Source organism: Paenibacillus sp. AN1007 (assembly GCF_040702995.1).
Lineage (GTDB): Bacteria > Bacillota > Bacilli > Paenibacillales > Paenibacillaceae > Paenibacillus.
On the sequence record NZ_CP159992.1, the window covers coordinates 5,565,415 to 5,588,906 of the forward strand.

General features: G+C 46.4%; 22 protein-coding genes. 9 read left to right on the top strand and 13 right to left on the bottom strand.

The features are described 5' to 3' along the window. Positions 1-2: 2 nt before the first annotated feature. The 3 genes from ABXS70_RS25030 to ABXS70_RS25040 form a co-directional block, all read right to left on the bottom strand. Positions 3-710 carry a PspA/IM30 family protein gene (locus tag ABXS70_RS25030; protein ID WP_366291740.1) on the bottom strand — a complete coding sequence of 236 codons (708 nt, stop codon included), beginning with the start codon at positions 708-710 and terminating at the stop codon, positions 3-5. 82 nt (positions 711-792) lie between these two features. After that, positions 793-1,629: an alpha/beta hydrolase gene (locus ABXS70_RS25035; protein WP_366291743.1), complete on the bottom strand. Its 837-nt coding sequence runs from the start codon at positions 1,627-1,629 to the stop codon at positions 793-795. Positions 1,630-1,742: 113 nt separating this feature from the next. Then, positions 1,743-1,964 (bottom strand): hypothetical protein, encoded by a 222-nt coding sequence (locus tag ABXS70_RS25040; RefSeq protein ID WP_342553755.1) that lies wholly within the window; start codon positions 1,962-1,964, stop codon positions 1,743-1,745. Between the two features lie 221 nt (positions 1,965-2,185). Between ABXS70_RS25040 and ABXS70_RS25045 the strand changes: the two genes are divergently transcribed. From ABXS70_RS25045 to pdxA, 4 genes are all read left to right on the top strand, one after another. Further along, on the top strand, positions 2,186-3,874 hold the full coding sequence (locus ABXS70_RS25045) for a PrpR N-terminal domain-containing protein (protein ID WP_366291746.1): 1,689 nt from the start codon (positions 2,186-2,188) through the stop codon (positions 3,872-3,874). Positions 3,875-4,164: 290 nt separating this feature from the next. After that, the gene (locus tag ABXS70_RS25050) at positions 4,165-5,151 is read left to right on the top strand and encodes a 2-keto-3-deoxygluconate permease (protein ID WP_342553753.1); all 987 of its coding nucleotides are present in this window, start codon (positions 4,165-4,167) and stop codon (positions 5,149-5,151) included. A 59-nt stretch (positions 5,152-5,210) separates the two neighbouring features. Next, a complete protein-coding gene (locus ABXS70_RS25055) occupies positions 5,211-6,506 on the top strand; it encodes a four-carbon acid sugar kinase family protein (RefSeq protein ID WP_366291749.1) in 1,296 nt (431 codons plus the stop codon). Further along, positions 6,503-7,504, top strand: a complete 1,002-nt coding sequence (gene pdxA, locus ABXS70_RS25060) for a 4-hydroxythreonine-4-phosphate dehydrogenase PdxA (protein WP_366291752.1) — start codon at positions 6,503-6,505, stop codon at positions 7,502-7,504. The genes ABXS70_RS25055 and pdxA overlap by 4 nt, the downstream gene beginning before the upstream one ends. Before the next feature lie 114 nt (positions 7,505-7,618). On the opposite strand, the gene ABXS70_RS25065 is transcribed toward pdxA, so the two are convergent. The 5 genes from ABXS70_RS25065 to ABXS70_RS25085 all read right to left on the bottom strand — a co-directional run bounded on the left by ABXS70_RS25065 (position 7,619) and on the right by ABXS70_RS25085 (position 10,279). Continuing rightward, entirely contained in the window at positions 7,619-7,942 is a 324-nt protein-coding gene (locus tag ABXS70_RS25065) for a type II toxin-antitoxin system PemK/MazF family toxin (protein WP_366291755.1), read from the bottom strand. Beyond that, on the bottom strand, positions 7,943-8,131 hold the full coding sequence (locus tag ABXS70_RS25070) for an AbrB/MazE/SpoVT family DNA-binding domain-containing protein (RefSeq protein ID WP_366291758.1): 189 nt from the start codon (positions 8,129-8,131) through the stop codon (positions 7,943-7,945). A 4-nt stretch (positions 8,132-8,135) separates the two neighbouring features. Then, positions 8,136-8,762, bottom strand: a complete 627-nt coding sequence (locus ABXS70_RS25075) for a hypothetical protein (RefSeq protein WP_366291761.1) — start codon at positions 8,760-8,762, stop codon at positions 8,136-8,138. A gap of 164 nt (positions 8,763-8,926) precedes the next feature. Then, positions 8,927-9,739 (bottom strand): hypothetical protein, encoded by an 813-nt coding sequence (locus ABXS70_RS25080; RefSeq protein WP_366291764.1) that lies wholly within the window; start codon positions 9,737-9,739, stop codon positions 8,927-8,929. 156 nt (positions 9,740-9,895) lie between these two features. Further along, positions 9,896-10,279: a RidA family protein gene (locus ABXS70_RS25085; protein ID WP_366291767.1), complete on the bottom strand. Its 384-nt coding sequence runs from the start codon at positions 10,277-10,279 to the stop codon at positions 9,896-9,898. Positions 10,280-10,384: 105 nt separating this feature from the next. Here ABXS70_RS25085 and ABXS70_RS25090 point away from each other — a divergent pair, with 105 nt between their 5' ends. The 4 genes from ABXS70_RS25090 to ABXS70_RS25105 all read left to right on the top strand — a co-directional run bounded on the left by ABXS70_RS25090 (position 10,385) and on the right by ABXS70_RS25105 (position 13,360). Beyond that, a complete protein-coding gene (locus tag ABXS70_RS25090; protein ID WP_366291770.1) occupies positions 10,385-10,720 on the top strand; it encodes a helix-turn-helix domain-containing protein in 336 nt (111 codons plus the stop codon). A gap of 154 nt (positions 10,721-10,874) precedes the next feature. Further along, positions 10,875-11,441 (top strand): TetR/AcrR family transcriptional regulator, encoded by a 567-nt coding sequence (locus tag ABXS70_RS25095; protein WP_366291773.1) that lies wholly within the window; start codon positions 10,875-10,877, stop codon positions 11,439-11,441. A 111-nt stretch (positions 11,442-11,552) separates the two neighbouring features. After that, the gene (locus ABXS70_RS25100; RefSeq protein ID WP_366291776.1) at positions 11,553-12,674 is read left to right on the top strand and encodes an ABC transporter permease; all 1,122 of its coding nucleotides are present in this window, start codon (positions 11,553-11,555) and stop codon (positions 12,672-12,674) included. Beyond that, entirely contained in the window at positions 12,674-13,360 is a 687-nt protein-coding gene (locus ABXS70_RS25105; RefSeq protein ID WP_366291779.1) for an ABC transporter ATP-binding protein, read from the top strand. Before ABXS70_RS25100 ends, ABXS70_RS25105 begins: the two co-directional genes overlap by 1 nt. 213 nt (positions 13,361-13,573) lie before the next feature. Here the strand turns inward: ABXS70_RS25105 and ABXS70_RS25110 are convergent, their stop codons facing one another. After that, positions 13,574-14,509, bottom strand: a complete 936-nt coding sequence (locus ABXS70_RS25110) for an AraC family transcriptional regulator (protein WP_366291782.1) — start codon at positions 14,507-14,509, stop codon at positions 13,574-13,576. A 217-nt stretch (positions 14,510-14,726) separates the two neighbouring features. On the opposite strand from ABXS70_RS25110, the gene ABXS70_RS25115 reads away from it, so the two are divergent. Continuing rightward, complete coding sequence (locus ABXS70_RS25115) at positions 14,727-17,900, top strand: alpha-mannosidase (protein ID WP_366291785.1); 3,174 nt, start codon at positions 14,727-14,729, stop codon at positions 17,898-17,900. A 186-nt stretch (positions 17,901-18,086) separates the two neighbouring features. Here the strand turns inward: ABXS70_RS25115 and ABXS70_RS25120 are convergent, their stop codons facing one another. The 4 genes from ABXS70_RS25120 to ABXS70_RS25135 form a co-directional block, all read right to left on the bottom strand. Further along, positions 18,087-18,938, bottom strand: coding sequence for an aldo/keto reductase (locus ABXS70_RS25120; RefSeq protein ID WP_366291788.1), 852 nt, complete (start codon positions 18,936-18,938; stop codon positions 18,087-18,089). Between the two features lie 121 nt (positions 18,939-19,059). After that, a complete protein-coding gene (locus ABXS70_RS25125; RefSeq protein ID WP_366291791.1) occupies positions 19,060-21,006 on the bottom strand; it encodes an AraC family transcriptional regulator in 1,947 nt (648 codons plus the stop codon). Between the two features lie 227 nt (positions 21,007-21,233). After that, entirely contained in the window at positions 21,234-22,487 is a 1,254-nt protein-coding gene (locus ABXS70_RS25130) for a mechanosensitive ion channel domain-containing protein (RefSeq protein ID WP_366291794.1), read from the bottom strand. A gap of 334 nt (positions 22,488-22,821) precedes the next feature. Next, positions 22,822-23,442 (bottom strand): polysaccharide deacetylase family protein, encoded by a 621-nt coding sequence (locus ABXS70_RS25135; RefSeq protein ID WP_366291797.1) that lies wholly within the window; start codon positions 23,440-23,442, stop codon positions 22,822-22,824. Positions 23,443-23,492: the final 50 nt, after the last annotated feature.

Sequence of the window (23,492 nt, forward strand, 5' to 3'; positions counted from 1 at the left end):
TTTTACTTCCGCAGCTTCTCCTGGATTGCCGCCAGTTCCTCATCCGCACTTGGAGCCTGATTCTCCTTCTCCCTATTACCCGCATCTGCGTTCATATCCCGCTCCAGTTGTGTAATAAGTTCATCCAGATCGTCTTCCTGCGTGCCTGCGCGAAGCTCTGCCAGGGCTTCGGCTTCGTTCAGTGCCTGATTCGCTTGATCTTCCATCGCTTTAAAGGCGGATTCAGCACGACCTGCAGACGCATTACGTTCATTAGACTGCTGCTGTGCCTTCGCGCTGGCCATGCGCCCTTTCAGCTCCGCATGTCTGGCCTCCAACTGCCCCAGATCTGCGACGAGCTTGTCGTTCATATGTTTCATCATCTGCGCTTTGGCAGAAGCACGGTCATAAGCCGCCTGCAGTTCATTACGTTTGCCCGTCAGCTTCACTTTTTTCTCCAAAAAACTGCGTGCCTTATCTGCATCGCCTGACTCTGCTGATTTCTCCGCGTAGCGCTGCAGCTTATTCACCTCAGCTTGGCACTCATCCAGTGCCCGCTTCGCCCGATTTTCATCCGACAGCACCGCTGCTGTCTCTGCTTTCACCTGTCCCAAGTCACTGTTCAGGTTGCGCATATACTCATTCACCGTTTTCTCCGGGTCGCCTGGCCGGCTAAGCATATGATTCACGTTGGCTTTCATCACGTCTCTAAACCTCGATAAGATTCCCATCGTTGTTCCTCCTTCGGGTATGTTCATATGACTATAATACATGAATAGGACGGCATACGTTTCATTTTTCATAATCGAATCATCACAGCTCTGCAATAAATTTAGCACTTTCCTCAGCTATTTGTTCCGTATTTGTATTATGTAGATAATGTCCACCTTCGATGATCAGGTATTTGCCATTCTTCAGAGCTTCGCTATACATAGCAAGATCTGCCTGCCAATTTTCTACGGGCAACTCTTCACCATTGGATATAAAAAAGTACATCGGCACATCCGGAACGCCTTGTTCAGCTGCCTTCTTGGCATTTGCCTTAATCATCCTGATTTCCTCATTCATGTTGGATGTCTGTGTGTTCCTATAGAATAAAGCCCGGTACAGCTCCTCATCATGGGGTGACAGCTGATTCTCCTGAATGGCGGCAGAGGAATCTGCGATCGCCGGAAAAAATCGTGTAATCCCTATGCGTGCTCCCAAAGTTACGACATTCAACATCAGCTTTGAGGGCAGTGGATATTTCTCATACACTTCTGGAATTGCAGGATCTAGTCCAATAATAGCTCTTACTTCATCAGGATACTTTTGTGCCCAATATACAGCCTCGACACCCGACATGGAGTGTGGAAATAGTATATATGGCGGACGCTGACCAGCCCTATTCAAGGCTGCACGTGTCTCTTCTAACATCATGTCAATATCCCGAGAGACATCTGCTGCTTCGCTAAAACCGTAACCCGCTTTCTCCACTACAGCAATTCGGTGTTGTACGGATAATTTCGAGTAAAGTGCCTTGAAGTCTAATACGGGTGCAGATGTACCCGCCCCTGAAAGAAAAACGAGCGTCTGCAGCCCGAACCCCTCAGTATAAACATGCATCATATGATCGTTTACAGAAACCATAACACCTGGTGGGCTTAACATTGCGGATTCCTTCTTTAATTTGATGTGATGGTTCGTAAAACTGATAATCATGAACAGGAACAAAACTCCAATTATTGCGCATGTTGTATACCCTATTCGCTTGAAAGCAGTTTTCATGATATCTCCTCTGGCAGGCTCTCTACCGCTGTAAAAAAGACATCCAGCAGCTCCACACCATACACAGTCCGCACGTATTCTGTGATTATCGCTAAGTCTTCTTCCTGCTGATATTCCAGGCAAGGCCGACCTTCACTCCACAATACCCTGCACGGGAACCTCTCCACAACATGTTGAATAATGTGATCCGGGTCTGCCGCTTTATGCATATTTGGCATGTGTACCCACTCCTTTTTCTTAAATTCACTTACAGCATCCAAATGTACCTCTCGCTTAAACGATCAAACACCCCTTTTCCATAATGCTTTAATTTTGAAATAGATGTTCTTTCGATTCAGTGCAGTTCATCACATCGCTCTTCGCATCGCTCCAAAGATGTCTTTCCTGTGCAAGTTAGCTATAATAAAGGGATCAATGATTTTATGAAGGCAGGAACATTATGCGTACACGAGTTCATTTCATCGCTCCTTATGAGTCGATGATTCCTATTATAGAAGAATGCATCCCTCGTTATCCTCAGCTATCCGTTCTAACCGAGGTGGGTGACTTGGCGAAAGGCGTTGAGCTGGCCGTACAGGCTGAGAAAAAGGGAGCAGAAATTATTATCAGCCGTGGGGGAACCGCCCAATTAATCAAACAAGCCGTTACCGTACCGGTTATTGATGTGCAGCTGTCGGGTTATGACATGATTCGTTCACTTACCTTAGCCAGTCAGTATAACGGACAGACCGCGATCGTTGGTTTCTCCAATATTACATCCGGTGCACAATCCATTATCGATCTTATGGATCTGCCGCTCAAAGTGTATACGATCCACAGTTCGGAAGAGGTTGCACGGCTGCTGCTGGAATTGAAGGCATCCGGTTACCAGCAGATTGTAGGTGACGTTATTACTGTTAATACGGCCAAGGCCTATGGTCTGGAAGGATTATTGATCCAATCCGGCACAGAATCCATTCGCAGAGCGATGGAAGATGCACAGCTGGTCTACCGGTATTTGAGTAAAAACCAGACCTTATCTGTCATTCTAAATGATCTGGTTACACAGGAGCATCCAAATCTGTTGATTTTGGGCGAACAAGATGATGTGGTTTTTGAGAACCTAACCGATTTTGACCGCAATCCGCTGACCGACAATCATCTGTACCTGATCAATACCAGTCTTGAATTCCATCAATCCAGAATCCAGAACGTGTTTATGGTGGACGACTACCAATTGACAGTTCAGGCGTACGAAACAACGCTGGATGACAAGAGTTACAAGGTATATCTGCTGGAAAAGGGGGAGCCCTATGCCTTTGCACAATTCGGCATTATGACCTACACGGATTCCTCCATGGAACCCATTGTTGCCGAATCTCCCGCCATGCAGGCACTGTTAAAAAACATCCGTGCGTTGTATGCCCATCATGAACCCATATATCTGCTGGGCGAAGCGGATTCAGGGAAATCTTTTCTGGTCAAACATATGCATCAAATGCACTCCGGCGGCGGCCTGTTATTACAGATTGATCTATCTCAGGTTCCCTCGGGCCATTTGCATAAAATCCCGCTGACCAAAGTGAAAACGGTAGAGCTGAATCAGATTGAATTGCGCCTAAATGACCCCGAGCTGCTGACCTTTATTGAAGCTTGTCTCCAAAGCAGCATCGGCCTGTTTATTCTGAGCGAGCACGTGCCTGACCCGAATTGGACACTTAAGCTGAGTCTGAACATGCTCCTTATGCCGAGCCTTGCAGACCGTGCTGAGGACCTCGAACCATTAATGCAGCATTTCCTGACGGGGTATTACAACAAATACGGAACGACCGCTGTGCGAATCAAGGAGGATGCGCTGCAGCTGATCCGGGATCAAGCCGCACATATGAACGTCAATCAGTTGAAACATCTGATCAAACAAGCTGCACTTAACGAGCCGGATTATGTAATCACAAGCGAAACGTTGAACCGGCTGCTGCACCAGCAGTCTGCTGCGAATGCAGGTGCAATGAAACTAAACGGTACTTTGAAGGAGATTGAGAAAGAAATTATTCAGCTGGTGCTGCAGGAAGAAAATAATAATCAATCCAAAGCTGCTGAGCGCCTGGGGATTAACCGGGCCACATTATGGCGTAAACTTAAAGATTAACTTTAAGTTTACGTCTTTTTTTGGCTTGTTTGAGGTTGTTCTGCCGGATGCTGCATGAATCTGCTGTAGATTAGGTTGGCTTTGATCTTCATCGGGATCCGGCTCATCCACACGATATTTCTCATGATATCTATCGTGGCTGCTCATATCATTAATGTGTTGCATTTTTAAACATTATTAGTCTTAATTTAAATTAGAAATAATTTATTGTTGCTAAATGAAACGATATGGGATAATATAATCCCTGCAAGCGCTTCAAGAAAACGATTACTTCATAAGGAGCTACGACTATGAATATTAAAGCAACTTTAGATCGCATCCCTGGCGGTATGATGGTTGTTCCCCTTTTGCTGGGTGCAACGATCAATACATTTTTCCCGAATGCCCTACGCATCGGGGGATTTACTGAAGCTCTCTTTGTAAACAGTGCCAGTACACTCATTGCGCTTTTCCTGTTAATTGCCGGTACGCAGATTACGTTCAAAACAGCGGGTTCCTCCGTGGGTAAAGGTTTGACCCTTCTTACATTCAAGTGGGCAATCGGTGCAGGTCTTGGTTTTATCGCTATATTATTTGCTGATTCGAATGGGTTATTTCTAGGACTAGCCCCACTGGCCATTATTGCAGCGATGACGAACTCTAATGGCGGTCTGTATATCGCACTTGCAGGCCAATACGGTAAAGAAGATGACAAAGCAGCCTACCCGTTCCTCGCACTTAGTGACGGACCATTTCTAACCATGGTAGCGCTCTCGATCTTTGGTGCCATGGGTTTTGCGAACGGTATGTTCTCTCCAATGTCCTTTGTCGCGGTATTGCTTCCACTGATTGTTGGTGTCATTATTGGTAATCTGGACCGCAACCTAGCTGAATGGCTGCACAAAGGCAGTGATAAACTTGTCCCGTTCTTTGCTTTTGCACTCGGTATGGGGATCAACTTCTCCTCCATTATCCAAGGTGGACTTGGCGGAATTCTGCTCGGCGTGCTGACCGTGCTTCTTACAGGCGGAGTTGGATACTTGCTCTTCAAAGCCATTGGCTGGAACCCCATTGTCGGTGCATCCGAGGGCTCTACAGCAGGTAATGCGGTGGGCACACCGGCTGCGATCGTAGCTGCCAACGCTTCATTTGGTCCCATTGCGGAGATCGCCACAGTGCAGATTGCTGCAAGTGTGGTTACGACAGCAATTCTGCTGCCGATCTTTATCGGCTTCCTCTCCAAACGACTGGAGAAATCAGGCGGTGTCGCCAAATATAATGAACGACCGACCACATAAACGTAGACGTGGATTAAGTAATTTCATTCATAATGGATTTTTAAAGGAGGGATGACTGCATGAAACTGGCCATTATTGCAGATGATTTGACCGGTGCCAATGACAGCGGGGTGCAGCTAGCCCGGCATGGCTTGAAGACAAGTGTTCTATTTAATATGGACGAGGCATCACTGGCCTCTTATGATACCGTTGTTTTTGATACAGACAGCCGTTCCATTGCAGCGGAAGAAGCTTATGAGCGTGTGTATCGTGCAGCCAAACTGCTGACAGAGAACGGGTTTGATACCATTTTCAAAAAAATGGACTCTACCATGCGCGGTAATATCGGCATCGAGATGGATGCCGTATACGATGCTGTAAAACCTGATTTTATGATGATCGCTCCGGGGTATCCGAAAAATAACCGCACCATTCAGGAGGGCATTCATTACCTGAACGGCGTGCCTCTTGCGGAGACAGAAATCGCTCTTGATCCGAAGACACCCGTGACCATCTCCTACCTTCCGGACCTGCTCAAACAGCAGACTAATTACAGCGTAGGTAAGATTACCGTCACCGATCTGGAAGCCGGATCGCAGCAGGTTCATGCCAGACTGGAGCAGTTGAAACAAAAAAGCGTCCCGTATGTGCTGGTGGACTCCACCGAGGAACGGCATTTGGAACTGATATTGCAGATGACGAAGAGCATGCCGTACACTTTTGCCTGGGCAGGTTCTGCAGGTATTGCCAACTACCTTCCGGCTCACTACGAACTGGAATCCAAATCCGCTGCACTAACAATCCCGCCGAATTCCGGACCGATCCTGACCGTGGTGGGCAGCGTCAATAAAAACTCTCGTGAGCAGTTATATCGCCTGCTTCGTCAGTCCCGGATCGCATCCGTGTCCTTCCACTCGTTCAAAGCCGTATCTGCAGAAGCAGACCGTGCAGCAGAGATGGAACGTGTCTACGACGAGATCAGAACCAAAGCGATGGAGGGACAAGATGTGGTACTCTACTCCACCGCTGAATCCATCGATATTGAACTGGCACGCGCCACAGGCGAGAATCGGGGCCTGAATCACACGCAGGTCAGCAACGAAATCGTACGTGCAATCGGTGAAATCTGTGCCCGGCTGCTGGAGGAAGGACTGTTCAAAGGAGTGTCCATGACAGGCGGCGATACAGCCAAACAAATCTGTCTGAAATGGAACATCAGCGGTTTCGAGCTGCTGGACGAGCTTGAAATTGGCGTCCCAATCTCCAGATTTATGGGTATTGAAGATTTATATGTGATTACTAAAGCTGGGGGATTCGGTAAACCCGACGTCTTTATCCATGCGATTCAAAAACTAAAAGGGGGCATTCTCGTATGAAACCCACAGTAGGTATAACAATGGGCGATGCCGCAGGCATTGGACCCGAAATTATTATGAAAGCACTAGGACATCAGGAGGTATATGACCAGTGCAATCCGCTTGTGATCGGTGATGCCAAGATGTTGGAGCGTGTGCTGCCCGTGATCGGTTCCAGCTTAAAAGTAAATGCCATCCATGAACCTGCGGAAGCAAAGTATGAGTTCGGCACCGTAGACGTCATCGATCTGAATCTGGTGCCTGCCGATTTGGAGTACGGTAAAGTATCCGCTGCAGCAGGTGACGCAGCATTCCAGTTCTTAGCGAGAGCTATTGATCTGGCAAAAAAGAAGCAGATTCACTCGATCTGCACAGCACCGCTGAACAAGGAGGCTCTCCATCTGGGAGGCCATCTATATCCGGGCCATACGGAGATTTTGGCAGACCTGACGGACACCGAGGACTTCTCCATGATGCTGACCACGCCAAATCTGCGCGTCATTCACCTGACCACGCATATGGGCCTGATCGATGCTATTGCGAGCATTAACCCGGAAAGAACCTATACAGTTGTGAAGCTGGCTCATGATACGTTGAAAAAAGCAGGCTTTGAGAATCCTCGCGTCGCGGTATGCGGGATTAATCCTCATGCCGGAGAGAACGGCTTGTTCGGTAACGGGGAAGAAGAAGAGAAGCTGCAGCCGGGCATTGAACGTGCGCAGCAGGAAGGCATTAACGTCGTTGGTCCACTCCCGGCGGACACACTCTTCTTCCGGGCGGGTCGCGGCGATTTCGATATCGTCGTAGCCTGCTATCACGACCAAGGTCATGCCCCAATCAAGGTGATGGGCATTGAAGAAGGCGTGAACATCACGGTTGGACTGAAAGGCGGCATTATCCGCACATCCGTGGATCACGGAACTGCCTTTGATATCGCTGGCAAAAACATTGCTGATGATAAAAGCATGCTGGCGGCTATCCGTTCCGCCATTGAACTTGCACCGAAGGATTTGGTGTAAGGGGAGCACTATTATCACGTATACCTATACAATCATAGTAAAGTTAGGAAAAGAAGCAAACCCGTTATTAGCGGGTTTGCTTCTTTGAATTTAATTTATGTATGACTCAGATGACTACAAAAACGTACGAATTTTGTTCAGACATTCTCTGATAACTTCATCGGAGGCCTTACCAACAATATCTATTTGCTTAGCTTTCCAGTCGAGATTCTTAATTTGATCTGTTAAAATGACCCCTTCAAAGAATGACCCTTCTGGCAGCAATACTTCAAACCCCCAGCCTCTTACCGTATGTGTTATAGGACAAACCGAGACAAATCCTGTTGCTTCATTAAATGCTGCTGGCGACAGCACAATAGCAGGCCATCTGCCTGCCTGTTCGTGACCGGTTTGTGGATTGAAATTTATCCAGACTAAATCTCCCCGTTCAGCACTCATTTAGATTAATTCTTTCCCTTCTCTGCCAAAATCAATTTCGTTATGGCGATTCTCTGGTTTGCACTGTGCCAGCAATTCTTCTAAGGTTGGTTTTTTCTTTTGAGGTACCACGAGAAGTGTGTGATCATCACTTACAATCAAGTCAACTTCAGTTCCTTGGTACACCTCAATTTTTTCAGCAACTTTCATCTTACTATTCTGCAATGAATTGTTTGCTATCCCGATCAAAACGGTATTCAACGGTTAAGGTATCTCCTTCTCCTCTGGTATCTCTCGTCGTTACAACCAACTTTTCATTTTCATTCTCAGGAGTGCTGACTTTTTCATAATTCACAGTCTCCCACACTCTTGCAGCATTTTTGAAAGTAATCGCAAATGCTTCTCCACTTTTTTTATCTATACCAAAAGCATAGGCATTATATCCTCTTGATGCTGTGTACTCAGGCGTAAGCAGGAATACATCCATCGCCTGGAAGCTTATCTTTTTGAACGAAGCAGGCTTCTCGGAAGGTTGAACAAAAACAAGATCCAGCAGCTGTTTTATGACCACTTTATCCTGGTTATGTTCGTAAATCACATCGTAATCCCCTTGATAAAAGTAGTCCCCTTCTACCCCCAGAACACTGGGTATGGCGACATGTCCAATGGCTTCTTTTCCGTTTGATACCACATATAACTCACCATTGTCTGTTTCGATTCGTGCTCGAACGGTCGGTGTTTCCTGATAAACATCAATTTGAACAACCTTACTGTAAGGAGAATCCGGTGTTAACGTTCCAACTTCATCGTGCTGACTCGTCTCCTCCAAAGTATGATCCATTGTAGGGGTAACCTGCTCTGAACTTACAGAAGAACATCCCGGTAATAAACTGCTTACCGATATGATGAAACTTAGGAACAACAAACACCTCTTATAGATTAGAACGACCTCCATTCTATGAATAGGAATCTTTAAGCTGTTTTATTTTACCTCATACTCCTTCTCTAACCAAATAACCAGCTCAGAACAATAATACCCAGCCAGATAAAGAAAGAGGCTCCGCAGGCTATAATTTCATAGAAATGAATCTGAAACAGCCTGAACGTCCCCTGCTTCGTTTGCCGAAGTCCAAAGAAATCACTGTGCTGGTTGATATAGATTAGTCCACAGGCAAAAGTTAAACCCGATGAAATGAAAGCAGCAGTGGGCAAACTCATGACATAAAGCGGATTACCTCCTGTCTCAAAATGGAGCTCCCATCCCAAACGTCTCGACATCAAGAAGGTCAGCACAATGATTATAAAGACAAAAAGCCCTAAACTGAAAGGATGCTGCCTATAATCAATCAGGCGTACGACGGTTTGCATGAAAGGACTCTCGGGCTTCAAGTCCTCTTCCTGTTCCTTTAAGTCGCCTCTATCATCATTCATAATATAGAAGAACGCAAATAATATCATACCCGCAAAAATACTGACCTGCAGCATATGTAAAGCCAAACCCAGATCGAAGATAGCAATCATAGCAAGGACCACCAGAAGAAACAGAATCATTTTGCCGCCTATCATCTCTCGTTCTCTCCAGATCCGATTTACAAATTGCTGCGCATCCGTCCTCTCTTCTTGTTTTCGGCTCACTTTATCCTTCGTAGAATCTTGCTGTCTCCGCTGTTGTTTATGTTGAATCATGAAATAAGCAAGCAGCATTAAACTCAGTCCGATCGCCAAGAGACTCCATGCTGATCCAGGGTAGTTATCATAGACATCATATGTCTGTACAATCCACAGCCCGTCCAAAATGACAATAAAAATACCCAGCATAAGTATGTAGGGTGATACTTTATAAATGATTCATCCTCACTCCTTTAAGGCATGTTATATGCATATTGAGAAATGTTTATTTTTACCCTGACGGGGAGAGGATGAATCGAGATAAATGATATCACGAGCAGTATTCCTTTGATTCCCTACTCCACACTAACGAACATGGGCAACGGCTCGAATCTCCACCCATTGTTCCGGGAATGCCAGATAATTCACCCCAATCAAACTGCCCGCTGGCCGATGCCCACCGATATATTGTTTGAACATTTCGATGGCGATTTCCCCGTGCTTCTGCGCCTGAGTCAAGTAAATTTCAACATAGGCGAGATTAGACTTTGCTGCACCAAACTGTGCTAAGACGGTATCCAAGTTCTCTAGTGTCTGTAATACTTGTGCCCGAATATCACCCTCTCCAACAAAGCTGCCTTCTGCGCTGTGGGAGAATTGTCCAGAGATGTACAGCGTATTGTCGACACAGTATCCTTGAGAGATGCCGTGATCCCAGAGATCATGATTGTACGTTTGAATTGTGGTCATGTAACTATCCCCTTTACTTTAAATTAAGGCTAGTATAGACTGGGCAAAAAGATTAGGATAGTACGCACAATAAGGATAGGTACTATCTGAAAGGATAGTGTAAACATGGGCATATCCGACTTTAACGGCGAGAATACAGCTGTTCAAGACACACCTTTTGGCTACACTATGTCAGTCATCGGTGGAAAGTGGAAGATGATTATTTTATACCTGCTCGCTGCCGAGCAGCCGGTTCGTTTCAATGAAATGCAGCGGCAGATTGGAGCAATTACGTACAAAGTTTTAAGTGCGCAGCTCAAGGAACTTGAGGCTGATGGATTAGTTACGCGTAAAGAGTTCCCGCAGATCCCGCCCAAAGTAGAATATTCGTTGACACCCAAAGCACAATCTCTCATACCTGTGCTGGAACAGCTGTGTGAGTGGGGCGAAAAGAATCGTTAGATGGGGATGTGGATTTGTTATCATTTCTTATGGGCTTTACTCGAGATTGGGTTATCTTATGCTAAACTGAGTATAATCAGTGAAATGGGCAGTACCCTGTACTATTTCAATACCAAGAGAAACGTTTTAAATCATATGAAGGAAGAGATTGTAAATGGGAAGAAAGCAATCGTTTACGGAGACAGAGCTGCTGGATATGACCAAAAAGTTGGTGCTGGAGCATGGGTACGACGGTTTTCACCTCAAGCTGCTCTCTCAGCATCTCTCTGGAGCTCGGAGTACCATCTATCAGTATTACGCCAATAAAGAAGAGATTGTGGCTGCTTGCATGAAGCGAGTCATCGCTAATGTATTGGAACATGCATCAGCCGTTGATGAGTCTGACCCATTAAAAGCGCTGGAAGAACTGCTCCTCGTTTACGTTGAAGAGGCTGCACTCCATCAGCTTCTGGGTGATGCGAGTAAAATTAATACCTCCAATTCTGCTGCGGCAGCGAGGGATCTTGAATTTATTGAAGATGCGCATCAGACACTCAAAATTCAATTATCACGTTTGTTTGAACGTGCTCAGCAGAACAAATCCCTCCGCCAAGATATCCCTCTACCTGTACTTATTGGTGTCTTTTTCAACTTGTTTAATACACCTAACATGATGAATTTGCCTACAGCTGATTGGGGCAGACTGCTTTTTCAAACATGGATTGGAGGGGCCAAGAGCTGAGTTTTTTCTTGGTATCAATTTGACACATGTGTCATTTATATTGTTTAATAAATGAGAACGTGTGTCGCGGCACTTCAAATCTGACACAAGTGTCATAAAGGAGTTGAGAGAGTGTTTTTAGCTGTAAAAGAGTTAATGCATAGCAAATTGAAATTTTTAATGATTATCATTATTTTTGTATTGATCGCTTGGCTGGTATTTATTTTATCTGGTCTAGGCAATGGGCTGTCCACGCTGGCTGCATCTACTTTTAAAAATATGAAAGCAGACTATGTCATTTTTGAAGAGGGCTCCCAGTCTTCCATGAGTAAATCTTTACTATCTGGTCAACGGGTGGCTGAGGCGGAGAAAATGCCTAATGTCGAAGCAGCTGCACCCATGGGCAGCACAATGGCGACAGCCATGAAGGGAGAAAGTTCAAAGAACGAAGATAAGGTCGATATTGCGATCATTGGTATTCTTCCAGGAAGCTTCCTAGAACCGAAGGTAGTCGAAGGTCAACCTTTATCTACGAAGAACCCCACTGATGTAGTGGTGAACACTTCCCTTAAAGATGAGGGCTTCAAACTCGGGGACACGTTTCAGTTAGATGGTACGACCGAATCCCTAACCATTATCGGATTTGTGGAGAATGAGACGTATAACCACGTTGCATCCGTATTTACACCAATGGATCAATGGCGGAAGATTGCCTTTGCCGCTCCAGGCTCGGATAAGGGTGTGGTCGAGCCGGTTAATGCAATCATGCTGCAGGGGGAAAATATAGATGCAGATGCAGTCCAAAACAAGTTGTCTGGTACGGATACCGTTACTCGGGGCGAAGCTGTGCAAGGCATGCCGGGATACAAGGAAGAGAACGGTACGATTCTGATGATGCTTGCATTTTTGCTCGCTATATCTGCCTTTGTACTGGGTGTATTCTTTTATGTCATCACGATGCAAAAGACGAATCAGTTCGGCATTATGAAAGCTATAGGTGCCAGCAATAAATTTCTGAGTAAAACGATCGTATCGCAAGTATTTGTCCTGTCGGTAACAAGCATTCTGGTCGGTATCTTACTGACTTACGGAACTGCTGCGATTATGCCTAAAGGTATGCCATTCAAGCTGGAGACTAGTCTTGTCGTGACCTATTCCGTCATCCTGCTCGTGATTGCGATGTTAAGCTCGTTGGTATCTGTTCGCAAAATTACAAAGATTGATCCGCTCAAAGCGCTCGGGAGGGTTGAATAATGACGAAAGGTCTGCAGATGAATGAAGTTACGATGATTTACGGTGAAGGCAGTAATCAGATGAAGGCTCTTGATCATGTGTCCCTATCTGTAGAACCAGGAGAGTTTGCTGCTGTCGTTGGACCTTCCGGTTCTGGTAAAAGTACATTTTTGTCGATTGCTGGGGCCATGCTTAAAGCATCTGAGGGAGAAGTCAGACTGAACGGAAATCTGATCTCGACGCTTACGGAGAAGAAATTAGCTGATATCCGGTTGAAAGAAATTGGTTTTATTATGCAGTCATCTAATTTAGTTCCTTATCTCCATGTCCTGGATCAGCTCCTCATCGTAAAAAGAATGTCTGGAACCCTTAGAAAGGATGATCAGCAATTCGCCACGAAGCTGCTGGAAGAGCTCGGACTCGGACAAAAGCTGCGAAAATTCCCAGAGGAATTGTCAGGCGGCGAAAAACAGCGCACAGCGATTGCTCGCGCTTTAATGAATGATCCTAACCTGATCCTGGCAGACGAACCCACCGCAAGCTTGGATACCAAGCGAGCCCATGAAGTAGTCAGCCTTATGGCACAAGAGGTCAAATCACGCCATAAAGCAGCCATTATGGTCACGCATGATGAGCGTATGCTCGCTTACTGCGATAAGGTATACAGAATGAATGATGGAATTTTAACGCTCGCTGCAACGTCTTAGTTGAAACTTTAACCCTATTATTGAAAATGAATTACCTCCCCTATATGGTGAAGAGTCAGCTCCCTACTTGGCAGTTGACTCTTCCTGTTTTTGCGCCAAATTTCCGTTGATCCCGCTCATACCCCATACTTCAGACACTCAATCCGACTCTTACTCATACCTAATTAAGATGATACAGTTTTCTTAATGCTCCTTAATCCTCCTTACCACTCCTTAAGTCACCCTATGCCCTTCAGCTTCACCTACAAAAACCAACTGACGCTCATCCTGCGCTGGTCTGCTTCTGCGATAGGCACTGGGCGACATCCCGTTCTGCTTATTAAAAATACGATTGAACTGCGAAAAGCTGGTGAAGCCGCATTGGGCAGCAATATCCGTAATTTTCTCACTGGAATGCAGCAGCAATTGTTGGGCATTTCGAATCCGGGTCATCTGCACATATTCCGTAAACGTGAAACCTGTGACTTTGTTGAACTGGCGCGATAAATGATGTGCACTGACATAAAATCGTCTGGACACGTCCTCCAGCGACATCTCCTGCTGATAGTGGCTGTGAATATAGGATGCAACAGCATACATTCGCTGGGTCATGGATGATCCTGTTTCCTCACGTACATAGCCATTCTCCGCCGCATAACGATGAAGACCACATAGAAATTCGATAAATTTATGATGGATAGCAACCGATTGAATGGGAGAAGGCTGCTCTGATATCGCAAAAATGTCGTTGATCGGTGCAAGGACTTCCTTCCTTCGCTCTTCCGAAAAGCGGAAAATGGGAACCTGCGCATTAAATATCGTAAACAGCTCGATGTAACCGTTCTCAAGTCCAGGCAAATGGCGAGGTATAGCAAAATTAATGATTAACCGTTTGGGCGGCAGCCCCTTTGGATATTGGGTTTTATGCAGCAAAGCCGGCCGGAGCAGTACGATATCATAGGGCTGAATCTCGTATAAACTCCCTTCTATAATATGCGCAGCAGTGCGATCGAGCAGAATGAAAATTTCATAAAAATCGTGAAAATGCTGAAACTCCATATTGAGATCATGTGAACGCTCATCATAATCCAGGTGATAAAAAAGCGGTTCCCCCGGCTGGTTCACATGGATCGCATATCCCCTCTCATATGCCAAAACCGATGATGTCATGGACAGGCTCCTTCCCTAATCATTCATACCTTCATTTTAGCATGAAATGCAATAAAAAGACGGCATTTTCAGCATACATTACATAGTTTCTAGCATTTCTCGTTTGATATGATGAAGTTAAAATGTCAGCGTTTTCAACGTTCTAGTCGAAGCTTCTAATGTTGTTCAAGTAACCCTCACAGCTTGTACTTACTAAATACCAAGGTGGGAAACACATATGAAATTGAATTCCTTGTCTACTCGAATCCAAACGATTGTGAAACACTTGGAAAGTGCGCGATTAACGTCAAAGACATATATACCCGAGCTTTACCATAAAGAGAGCGGATACCATACATGGGACCTCGTGCATGAAGACCCTTCCTCCTGGAACGTATTCCGCAAAGGGGACGGCTGGGGCGGCAAAGATGTACACAGCTGCTTCAAAACCCGCATTCGTATTCCCGACCACTTGGAAGGAAAAAAGGTGGTCTGCGCCATCGTTACCGGTGCCACAGATATCTGGAACTACGATAATCCGCAGTTTCTGGCCTTCCTGAATGGCGAGCTGATCTGCGGTCTGGATGTAAATCATACCGAAATCGACCTGACGCAATCGGCTGTCAAAGGGGAAGAATTCGAGCTGGCACTGTATGCCTACTGCAGCACTTCCGCAGCTGATGTTTTCCTGAACGTATATATTGCCGAGCATCATGAGCCTGTCTCGAATTTGTATTATGACCTGAAGGCTGCACTGGATGCGGCAGACCTGCTGCGCGAGGATGATCTGGAGCGCCTGAAGCTGATCGAACAGCTGAACGAAGCTGTAAATCTGCTCGATTTACGCCAAGAAAACAGTGCGGCTTTTCATGCATCTGTGCTGGAAGCACGCCAGTATCTGCAAAACCATATCTATGGGGAAACTCGTCCCGAAAGTGATCATATCCCGACCGTTCACTGCATTGGTCACACTCATATTGACGTGGCATGGCTGTGGACGCTGGATCAGACACGGGAGAAGGTCATTCGCAGCTTCGCCAGCGTGCTCTATCTGATGGATAAATTTCCGGAGTACACCTTCATGTCCTCCCAGCCTCAGCTCTATGCATATTTGAAAGCCGACTTCCCTTCTTTATATGAGAAAATCAAAGAAAAAGTTGCCGAAGGCCGCTGGGAAGCAGAAGGTTCGATGTGGCTGGAAGCGGATTGCAACCTGATCTCGGGCGAATCGATGATCCGTCAGATTATCTATGGCAAACGTTTCTTCAAGGAAGAATTCGGCGTAGAGAACCGTGTGCTGTGGCTGCCCGATGTATTTGGTTACAGCGCAGCAATGCCGCAGATTATGCGCAAGAGCGGGATCGACTATTTTATGACAACCAAAATTGCCTGGAATGATACCAACCAGATTCCAAACGATACGATGTACTGGAGAGGCATTGACGGTTCGGAGGTTCTGACGCATTTCATCACGGCCAAAGACTATATCCCACACCCGGAATTCGGAAAGCACCGTTTCGAAACAACATACAATGGACGTTTTAATGCTTCACAAGTGAAAGGCACCTGGCAGCGATACCAGAACAAAAACATCAACACCGACGTACTGCAGTGCTTCGGATTCGGAGACGGCGGCGGCGGGCCAACCGAGGAAATGCTGGAACATGGCAGACGACTTGAGAAAGGACTTCCCGGCGTACCAACGGTAAAACGTACATTTGTGCGTGAATTTTTTGAAAAATTAGAACAGAATTTGGACGGCGTACGCTCGGTTCCGCGCTGGTCAGGCGAGCTGTATCTGGAATATCATCGCGGTACGTATACATCCATGGCTCGTAATAAAAAGTATAACCGCCACAGCGAATTTGCACTGTCCGATGCCGAGCTGTTCTCTATGATCCAACGTCAGGCGGATGCACAAGCCGTATATCCAACCGACGCATTGGAGCATGCATGGAAGCTGACGATGCTGAACCAGTTCCATGATATTTTGCCAGGCAGCTCCATTGAGCAGGTATACATCGATTCGCAGCAGCAGTATGAAGAGGTGCTGCGTGTCACGGACGAACTGAAGAGCAGCGCCTTGAACGGAATTATAAGCCAGATTACGTCGGACGGCGAGGCCATCGTTGTCTTTAACCCAACCGGTTTTGCACGGACAGATGTGGTGGAACTGCCTGCTTTTGCGAAAAAAGTAACGGTACACGATGGAGAGCGTCCAGTACCAAGCCAGTACACCCCAGAGGGCGGACTTGTGTTCCTTGCAGAGAATGTGCCTGCATCAGGATACAAAACGTTCCGCATCATACCGGATGCCGCTGCTAATCTTGGCAGTGCAGGTGTATCGGCTGCCCAGTGGCAATCCGAGCAGCAATCCATCGAGACCCCTTGGTATGATATTCGCCTGAATGAAAGTGCGGAATTTATATCCGTGTGGGACAAGTTGGAGGGGCGTGAACTGCTTCAATCCGGTGAGCGCGGCAATGTGCTGCAGGTATTCGAGGATCGTCCTGCGGAGTATGAGGCATGGAATATTGACGATTATTATGAACAGCATATGTGGGAGATCAATGACCTGCAGTCGATGGAATGGGTAGAAAGCGGCCCGGTACGTTTCGTGCTTCAAGTGAAAAGACAATTCCTGGAATCTGCCATTGAACAAACGATCATTTTCTACGCACATACACGGCGGATCGACTTCCGTACCTTCGTAGATTGGAAACAGGAGCATTTGTTGCTGAAAGCTGCCTTCCCACTCGATATTTGGAGTGAAAAAGCCGTCTATGAAATCCAGTATGGTAACGTGGAACGCGCAACACACCGCAATACAAGCTGGGATCAGGCCCGGTTTGAGGTATGTGGTCAGAAGTGGGCGGATCTTGCGGAGAGCGGCTACGGTGCCGCCCTGCTGAATGACTGCAAATACGGATATGACATTCACAATTCGGTAATGCGTCTATCCCTGATCAAGAGCGCAACCTATCCGAATGAAAATGCCGACAAAGAGCAGCATGTGTTCACCTACTCCCTCTATCCGCATCAAGGTGACTTCCGTGAGGGACGTGTTATCCAGGCAGCTTATGATCTCAACCGTCCGCTGGTTGGTCTGGAAATAGGTTCACAAACCGGAACATTGCCGGGAACATGGTCGCTCGCTTCTGTGGATCAGGAGAATGTCGTACTTGAGGTCATCAAAAAAGCCGAGGATAACGATGACATGATCATCCGTGTCTACGAAGCTCATGGCCGCCGCAGTCGTGCCTCCCTGCGATTGCCTGAGGGAACAGGTGCCACAGCTTATGCATGTGATTTGCTGGAGAACATCGAAGCAGAGCACCGTGTGGAGAATGCTCGCATTGCTTTTGACATCAAGCCATATGAGATTCTAACGTTCCGTATTCCGCGTGTATAAGACATCTGGCTGAGCAAGATTGTCTTCAAGTGGTGAATACCAGAAGATGTCCAAGCACAGACGTGTTCGGGAATCTTGTTAGCTGCTAGCCAATAAATTGTTCTATTTATAAAAAGAGTGCCGCTTGTCCTTATGGACGAGGGCACTCTTTTGGTATGCGTTCTATTTTAAATGCTCAGTTATCTCTTAAAATTCCTCGTACTCACTCGGGTCTTGATTCCACAACCGTCCATCCGCACGATTAAACGAAGCAATAACCTGCATCTCCTCTGCGTTCAGCTCGAAATCAAAAATATTAATATTCTCTTGCTGATGTTCTAAGGAACCGGCCTTAGGAATCGGAATAGAGCCAAGCTGAATATGCCAGCGCAATATAATCTGTGTTGGTGTTTTGCCATGCGTTTCTGCAATGCGAATAATATTCTCGTCCTTCAAAATATCCTGCAAAGCATCATTACCGCGTCCAATGGGACTCCAGGATTCGTTCACAATGCCATGCTTTGCATCCTGCTCCCGCTGCTTCGCTTGATCGAAGAACGGATGCAGCTCGATCTGATTCAAACTTGGCGCGACGCCCGTCTCCTGTACCAGCCGTTCATTGTGCTCAGGCAGGAAGTTGCTGACACCGATGGAGCGGATGTATCCGCGTTTTTTCGCTTCGATTAAAGCCTGCCATGCCTCTACATACATATCCTGCTTGGGATTAGGCCAGTGGATCAGATACAGATCATAATAGTCCAGATCGGCTCTGTACAATGACTCCTGAATCGCGACCAACGCTTTGTCATAGGCATGATATCTGCCCGGCAGTTTGGAGGTAATGAGCAGTTCCTCTCTCGCGATAGAGCTTTGTTTGATTGCTCTACCAACTGTAGCTTCATTTTCATAGTTGTATGCCGTATCAATCAAGCGATACCCTGCATCAAACGCAGACGCAATGGATCGAACCCCTGCTTCCCCTTTCAAACTGTACGTACCGAAACCAATCGCAGGCACTTTCAAGCCATCATTCAACGTGTATTCCGGGATATGATTCATTCGAGAACTCTCCTTTGTAAAAGGTAGTATGATCTTTTCTGAGCAAGACTGGAAATATAAAGCATTCTCTCGTTATTCTACCCCTTCACGCCGGCTTGAATCAATTCAGGCAGCTCACGTTCTATTTAGCATTTCCGATAATTAAATCTGTGATGATATCCAACTGTTTCTCTACCGCAACAGGGTCACTCGGAAGGAACTGATCAAAATCAATAGTGTACACATGGCCTGCCTTTCCTGCTGGAGAGGCATCGATCAGTTTCTGTACATCCTTAAGCTTGTCCTCCGCACCCTTATTCACAGCCAGGAACAGATGGTCACCGATAAACTCGGGAATCACCTCGCTGGATACCTCCCACGTTTCGCCATGAATGACGTCGGACTCTACCTTGGCTGCCGGCTTCAATCCAAGATATTTATAAATAATATTGCCCCCCATATTGGTATCTCCGTATACAAAAAGGGCATCTGGACGTACGTTTAATATAGAGAACGTTTCATCCGAACGAACATGAGGGTTGATTTCCGCTTTGTACTCCGCGATTTTCGCTTTAAATTTCTCATTCCACTGCTTCGCTTCTTCCTGTTTACCAAGAATATCACCAAACATCTCTATATCTTTGATGGGTTCATTATTCTGCTCGATCACAATGGTTGGGGCAATCTTGCTCAGTGCATCATACCCCCCCTCCACAATCTCGGCTAATGCAGGTGTTGTTACAATCAAGTCTGGTTGCAGGGACAGAATTTTCTCCGCATCTGGCGGAATGCCGATATCGGTAATGCCTGTCTTATCGCTAATGTGTGGATTTTCCAAAACATACGTCGTTGTACCCACCGGCTTCACGCCAAGTGCGACAAGCTCACCCAGATGAAAGAAACTGACGACACGCTGTGGATGCACAGGAATTTCGGTCTCCCCTTTGAGGTGCTTGTACATCCTCGTTTCCGATGCAGTGCTGTCTGATGCGGTCGCCGTCGCCGTTTGGCTTGCAGGCTCTTGAGCTGCCGCACCCCCTCCTGTGGAATTGCTTGCCTGACATGCACTAAGAATCAACGATGTACATAATACCATCATGGCTCCAAAGGCAGGTCTTGAAAATCGAAACATGGATGTATCCCCTTCCTTATCCCATTGATAATAAGACTCATTCTCATTATGAGAATGAAAGGGAAGGGAAACAATGGACGATTCCAAACGGCGTAATGGATTATTCTGAACCTGAGCGGCTGGCTTATGTTCCGTGCGAAACTGCAGCGGAGAACGACCGGTGTGTTTTTTGAATAATCGACTGAAATAATATACATCTGCATACCCCACCCTGCCTGCAACGTCCTGAATTCGTGCGTCCGACTTCAAAAGCAGCTGCTTGGCACGGTAGATACGCTCATGGATCAGATACTCGATTGGCCCCAGCCCAATCTGATTTCGGAATAAACGAGATAGATAACTTGTACTGCAGTCATATCTGCCAGCCAGCTTCTCCGCTGTAATCGGCTCCCTATAGTGTGCCCGAATATACTGAATGGCCTCGGTAACGATGTTAGGTTTGATACTCTCTGTAGGCGTAAGTGTCCGCAGCTTTTGGCTCATAACCTCATGCACCAACGGCAAAAACGTGGAGTGGGCTTGCAGCTGGTCTAACAGCTCATTGCTTTTCCACAGGCGTTCCATAGCTTCACATTTTTCCTGAATCGGCAGAAGCGTGTAAGGCGCAAAACCATAAGAATGGGCCAAACCCTCCCGATCCTCGGTCGACGCAGACAGTACTGAATATAAAACCAGATAACCGGCCCATTCCTCCGTCTGATTCGACACTTCAAAACTTATGTTCTTGTTTTCTGCTCCATGGAATACGTAAGGTGAGCGGCAGCGATATCGTGCATCAGACATCCTTATTCCAATCTCTCCATGCGTAAGAATGAAAAAGAATCCTGTATGTGCTGCAAGCTCGAACAAATTCGGGACTACCTCATGCTGCGCACGATAAGACTGAATATACTGCAGCCGCACGGCCGACCTACTCCACTGCTCGATGCGGCTGTTCCATTCCATAGATCCCCTCATCCATCTTACCTCCTGTCTTTCCCTTCATCGGTTCGTTCTACGTCCTTAAAATATGCCCTATTATATCATAGACAAAAAGCCATCAACCGGAGAGGTTGATAGCTTATTTGAATATCTTATGAGCTGCGTATTGGAGCTGTATTACACGGCTGTATTAGGACTATATAAGAATCGTTCCAGCATATTTGAACATCAATAAACCGCAATTCAATAGACTTGGCTGCCCATCAATATTCACGTACGTACTCTTTGGTGTCCTTAAGCTGCACAATATCATGGCCTGTTGGATTCTGGAAAGCACGCAGTCCAAACGTTGATGCAACCGCAAAGATATGGTCAAAAATATCTGCCTGCACATTCTCATACACAGCCCAGTTGGTGTCATTACTAAAGGCATAAATCTCAAGAGGCAGCCCCCGATCCTCAGGGGCGAGCTGTCTGACAATCATCGTCATATCTTTGTTAATCTTCGGATGATGTCTCAAATATTGATGGATATATTCGCGGAACACACCAATATTCGTGAGCTGTCTGCCATTCACATTACTTTCCCGGTTCACTTCGTGTTCGATATTGTACGCCTCGATTTCCTTTAATTTCGACGTGACATAATCGGCCAAATAGTGAATCTTCTCGAACTCGGCCACCATCTCTTCATTGCAGAAACGGATACTGCTGATATCGATATAAACACTTCGCTTGATCCTTCTGCCGCCCGACACCTGCATGCCTCTCCAATTTCGGAACGAGTCTGATATCAGTGCGTAACTGGGGATCATGGTGATCGTTTTATCAAAATTCATGACTTTCACCGTATTCAGAGTGATGTCGATAACATCCCCATCCGCGTTGTATTTCGGCATCTCGATCCAATCGCCTACACGCACCATGTCATTGGACGACAGCTGCACACCAGCGACCAGACCCAGAATAGAGTCTTTGAAGATGAGCATCAATACTGCCGATAAAGCCCCTAGTCCACTGAGAATAATCAACGGATTCTGTCCGACCAGACTGGAGATCACGATAATGCCACCAATGATGAACAGAACGATCTTAGCTACTTGAATATAACTCTTGATCGGACGAATTTTAGACACTTCATAGGTACGATAAATATCGTCAAATACATTAAGCAGCGCATTCAGCACCGTAATCATGATGACAATCATGTAAGTCATTGCCGCTTTTTCAATTAAAGCCTGATAGGCCGGGAAAACGTACGCCGTATAATAGATGATAACAGCCGGTACGAGGTGTGATAATCTCTGAAACAGCTTCTTCTGAACGACGATGTGCCCCCATTTGAACCGATTATGGCTCACAATCCGATGCACGGTCTTCAGAACAAGTCTTTTGGCGATGTAATTGGCAATCATCGAGACGAGCGCAATAAAAATGATCATAATAATATTGGAAAGATACCCGATGGAGGGTTCGGTCATGCCAAGTTCCTCTAGCTGTTTTCTGATAAAATCCATAGTTTCCTCCTGACGCAGTCTAGTTTAGCCTACTATTATAGAGTAGATACGGTTGTAAAGTAAAATGAAGTGCGATGATCCCGCTTGAGATGAAACCAGGCTCCACCGCAGGCTGCATTAACCCTTAACATACCCGAATATCCTCTCCTGTTAACATATGAAAACCTTGAAAGAGTAATACGCCCAATGAAACTTTCCGTGACTTTTCAGTTCAACATTTCATTTCGATATTTCATATGGAGGGAATCTTCCCAAATCAAAAAAAGACCCACTCATTCTATAGAATGATGGGCCTGCTCTAATTAATGCCACTTCATCTTACAACCTACAGCACTCACTTCGCCAATTTCAGCAGTTCACTCACTGTAACTAACCGATACCCTTGCGCTGTCAGTTCTTCCACCAGCACACGCACGGCTTCTACGGTCTGGGAACGATCCCCGTATCCGTCATGGAAGATCAATACACTGCCGGGCTTTACCACGGAACGGGTATGCTTCAAAATGTGTTCAACCCCGGGATTGTCCCAATCCTGTGCACCACCGTTCACCGCAGCAATGGAGTGATATCCATGCTCAGCAGCCAGGGCCAGAATGTCCTCATTCACACCAAAATATGGAGGTCTGAAGCTGCGGGCTGCACTGCCCGTGACTTCTTGAATAAGACGTTCAGCCTGCTGCAGCTCCTTTTCGGCCTCTTCCAGCGTAAGCTCAGTGAGGTTCGGATGCGTGTATGTATGATTGGCAATCTCATGCCCTTCACGGTGCACCTCTGCCGCAATATCGGGATATGCCTCCATCTCTTTACCAATCATGAAAAATGTCGCATGCCCGCCTGCACGGCGTAAGATTTCCAGCACTTGATGGGTGTATACCGGATGTGGACCATCATCAAACGTAAAGGCCACAACCTTTTCCTGCACAGATACCTGCTCGACTAACGAATGTTCCATCATGTAACCACATTCCCCTCTCTGACTGCTCGGATCAACTCCACCTTATTATT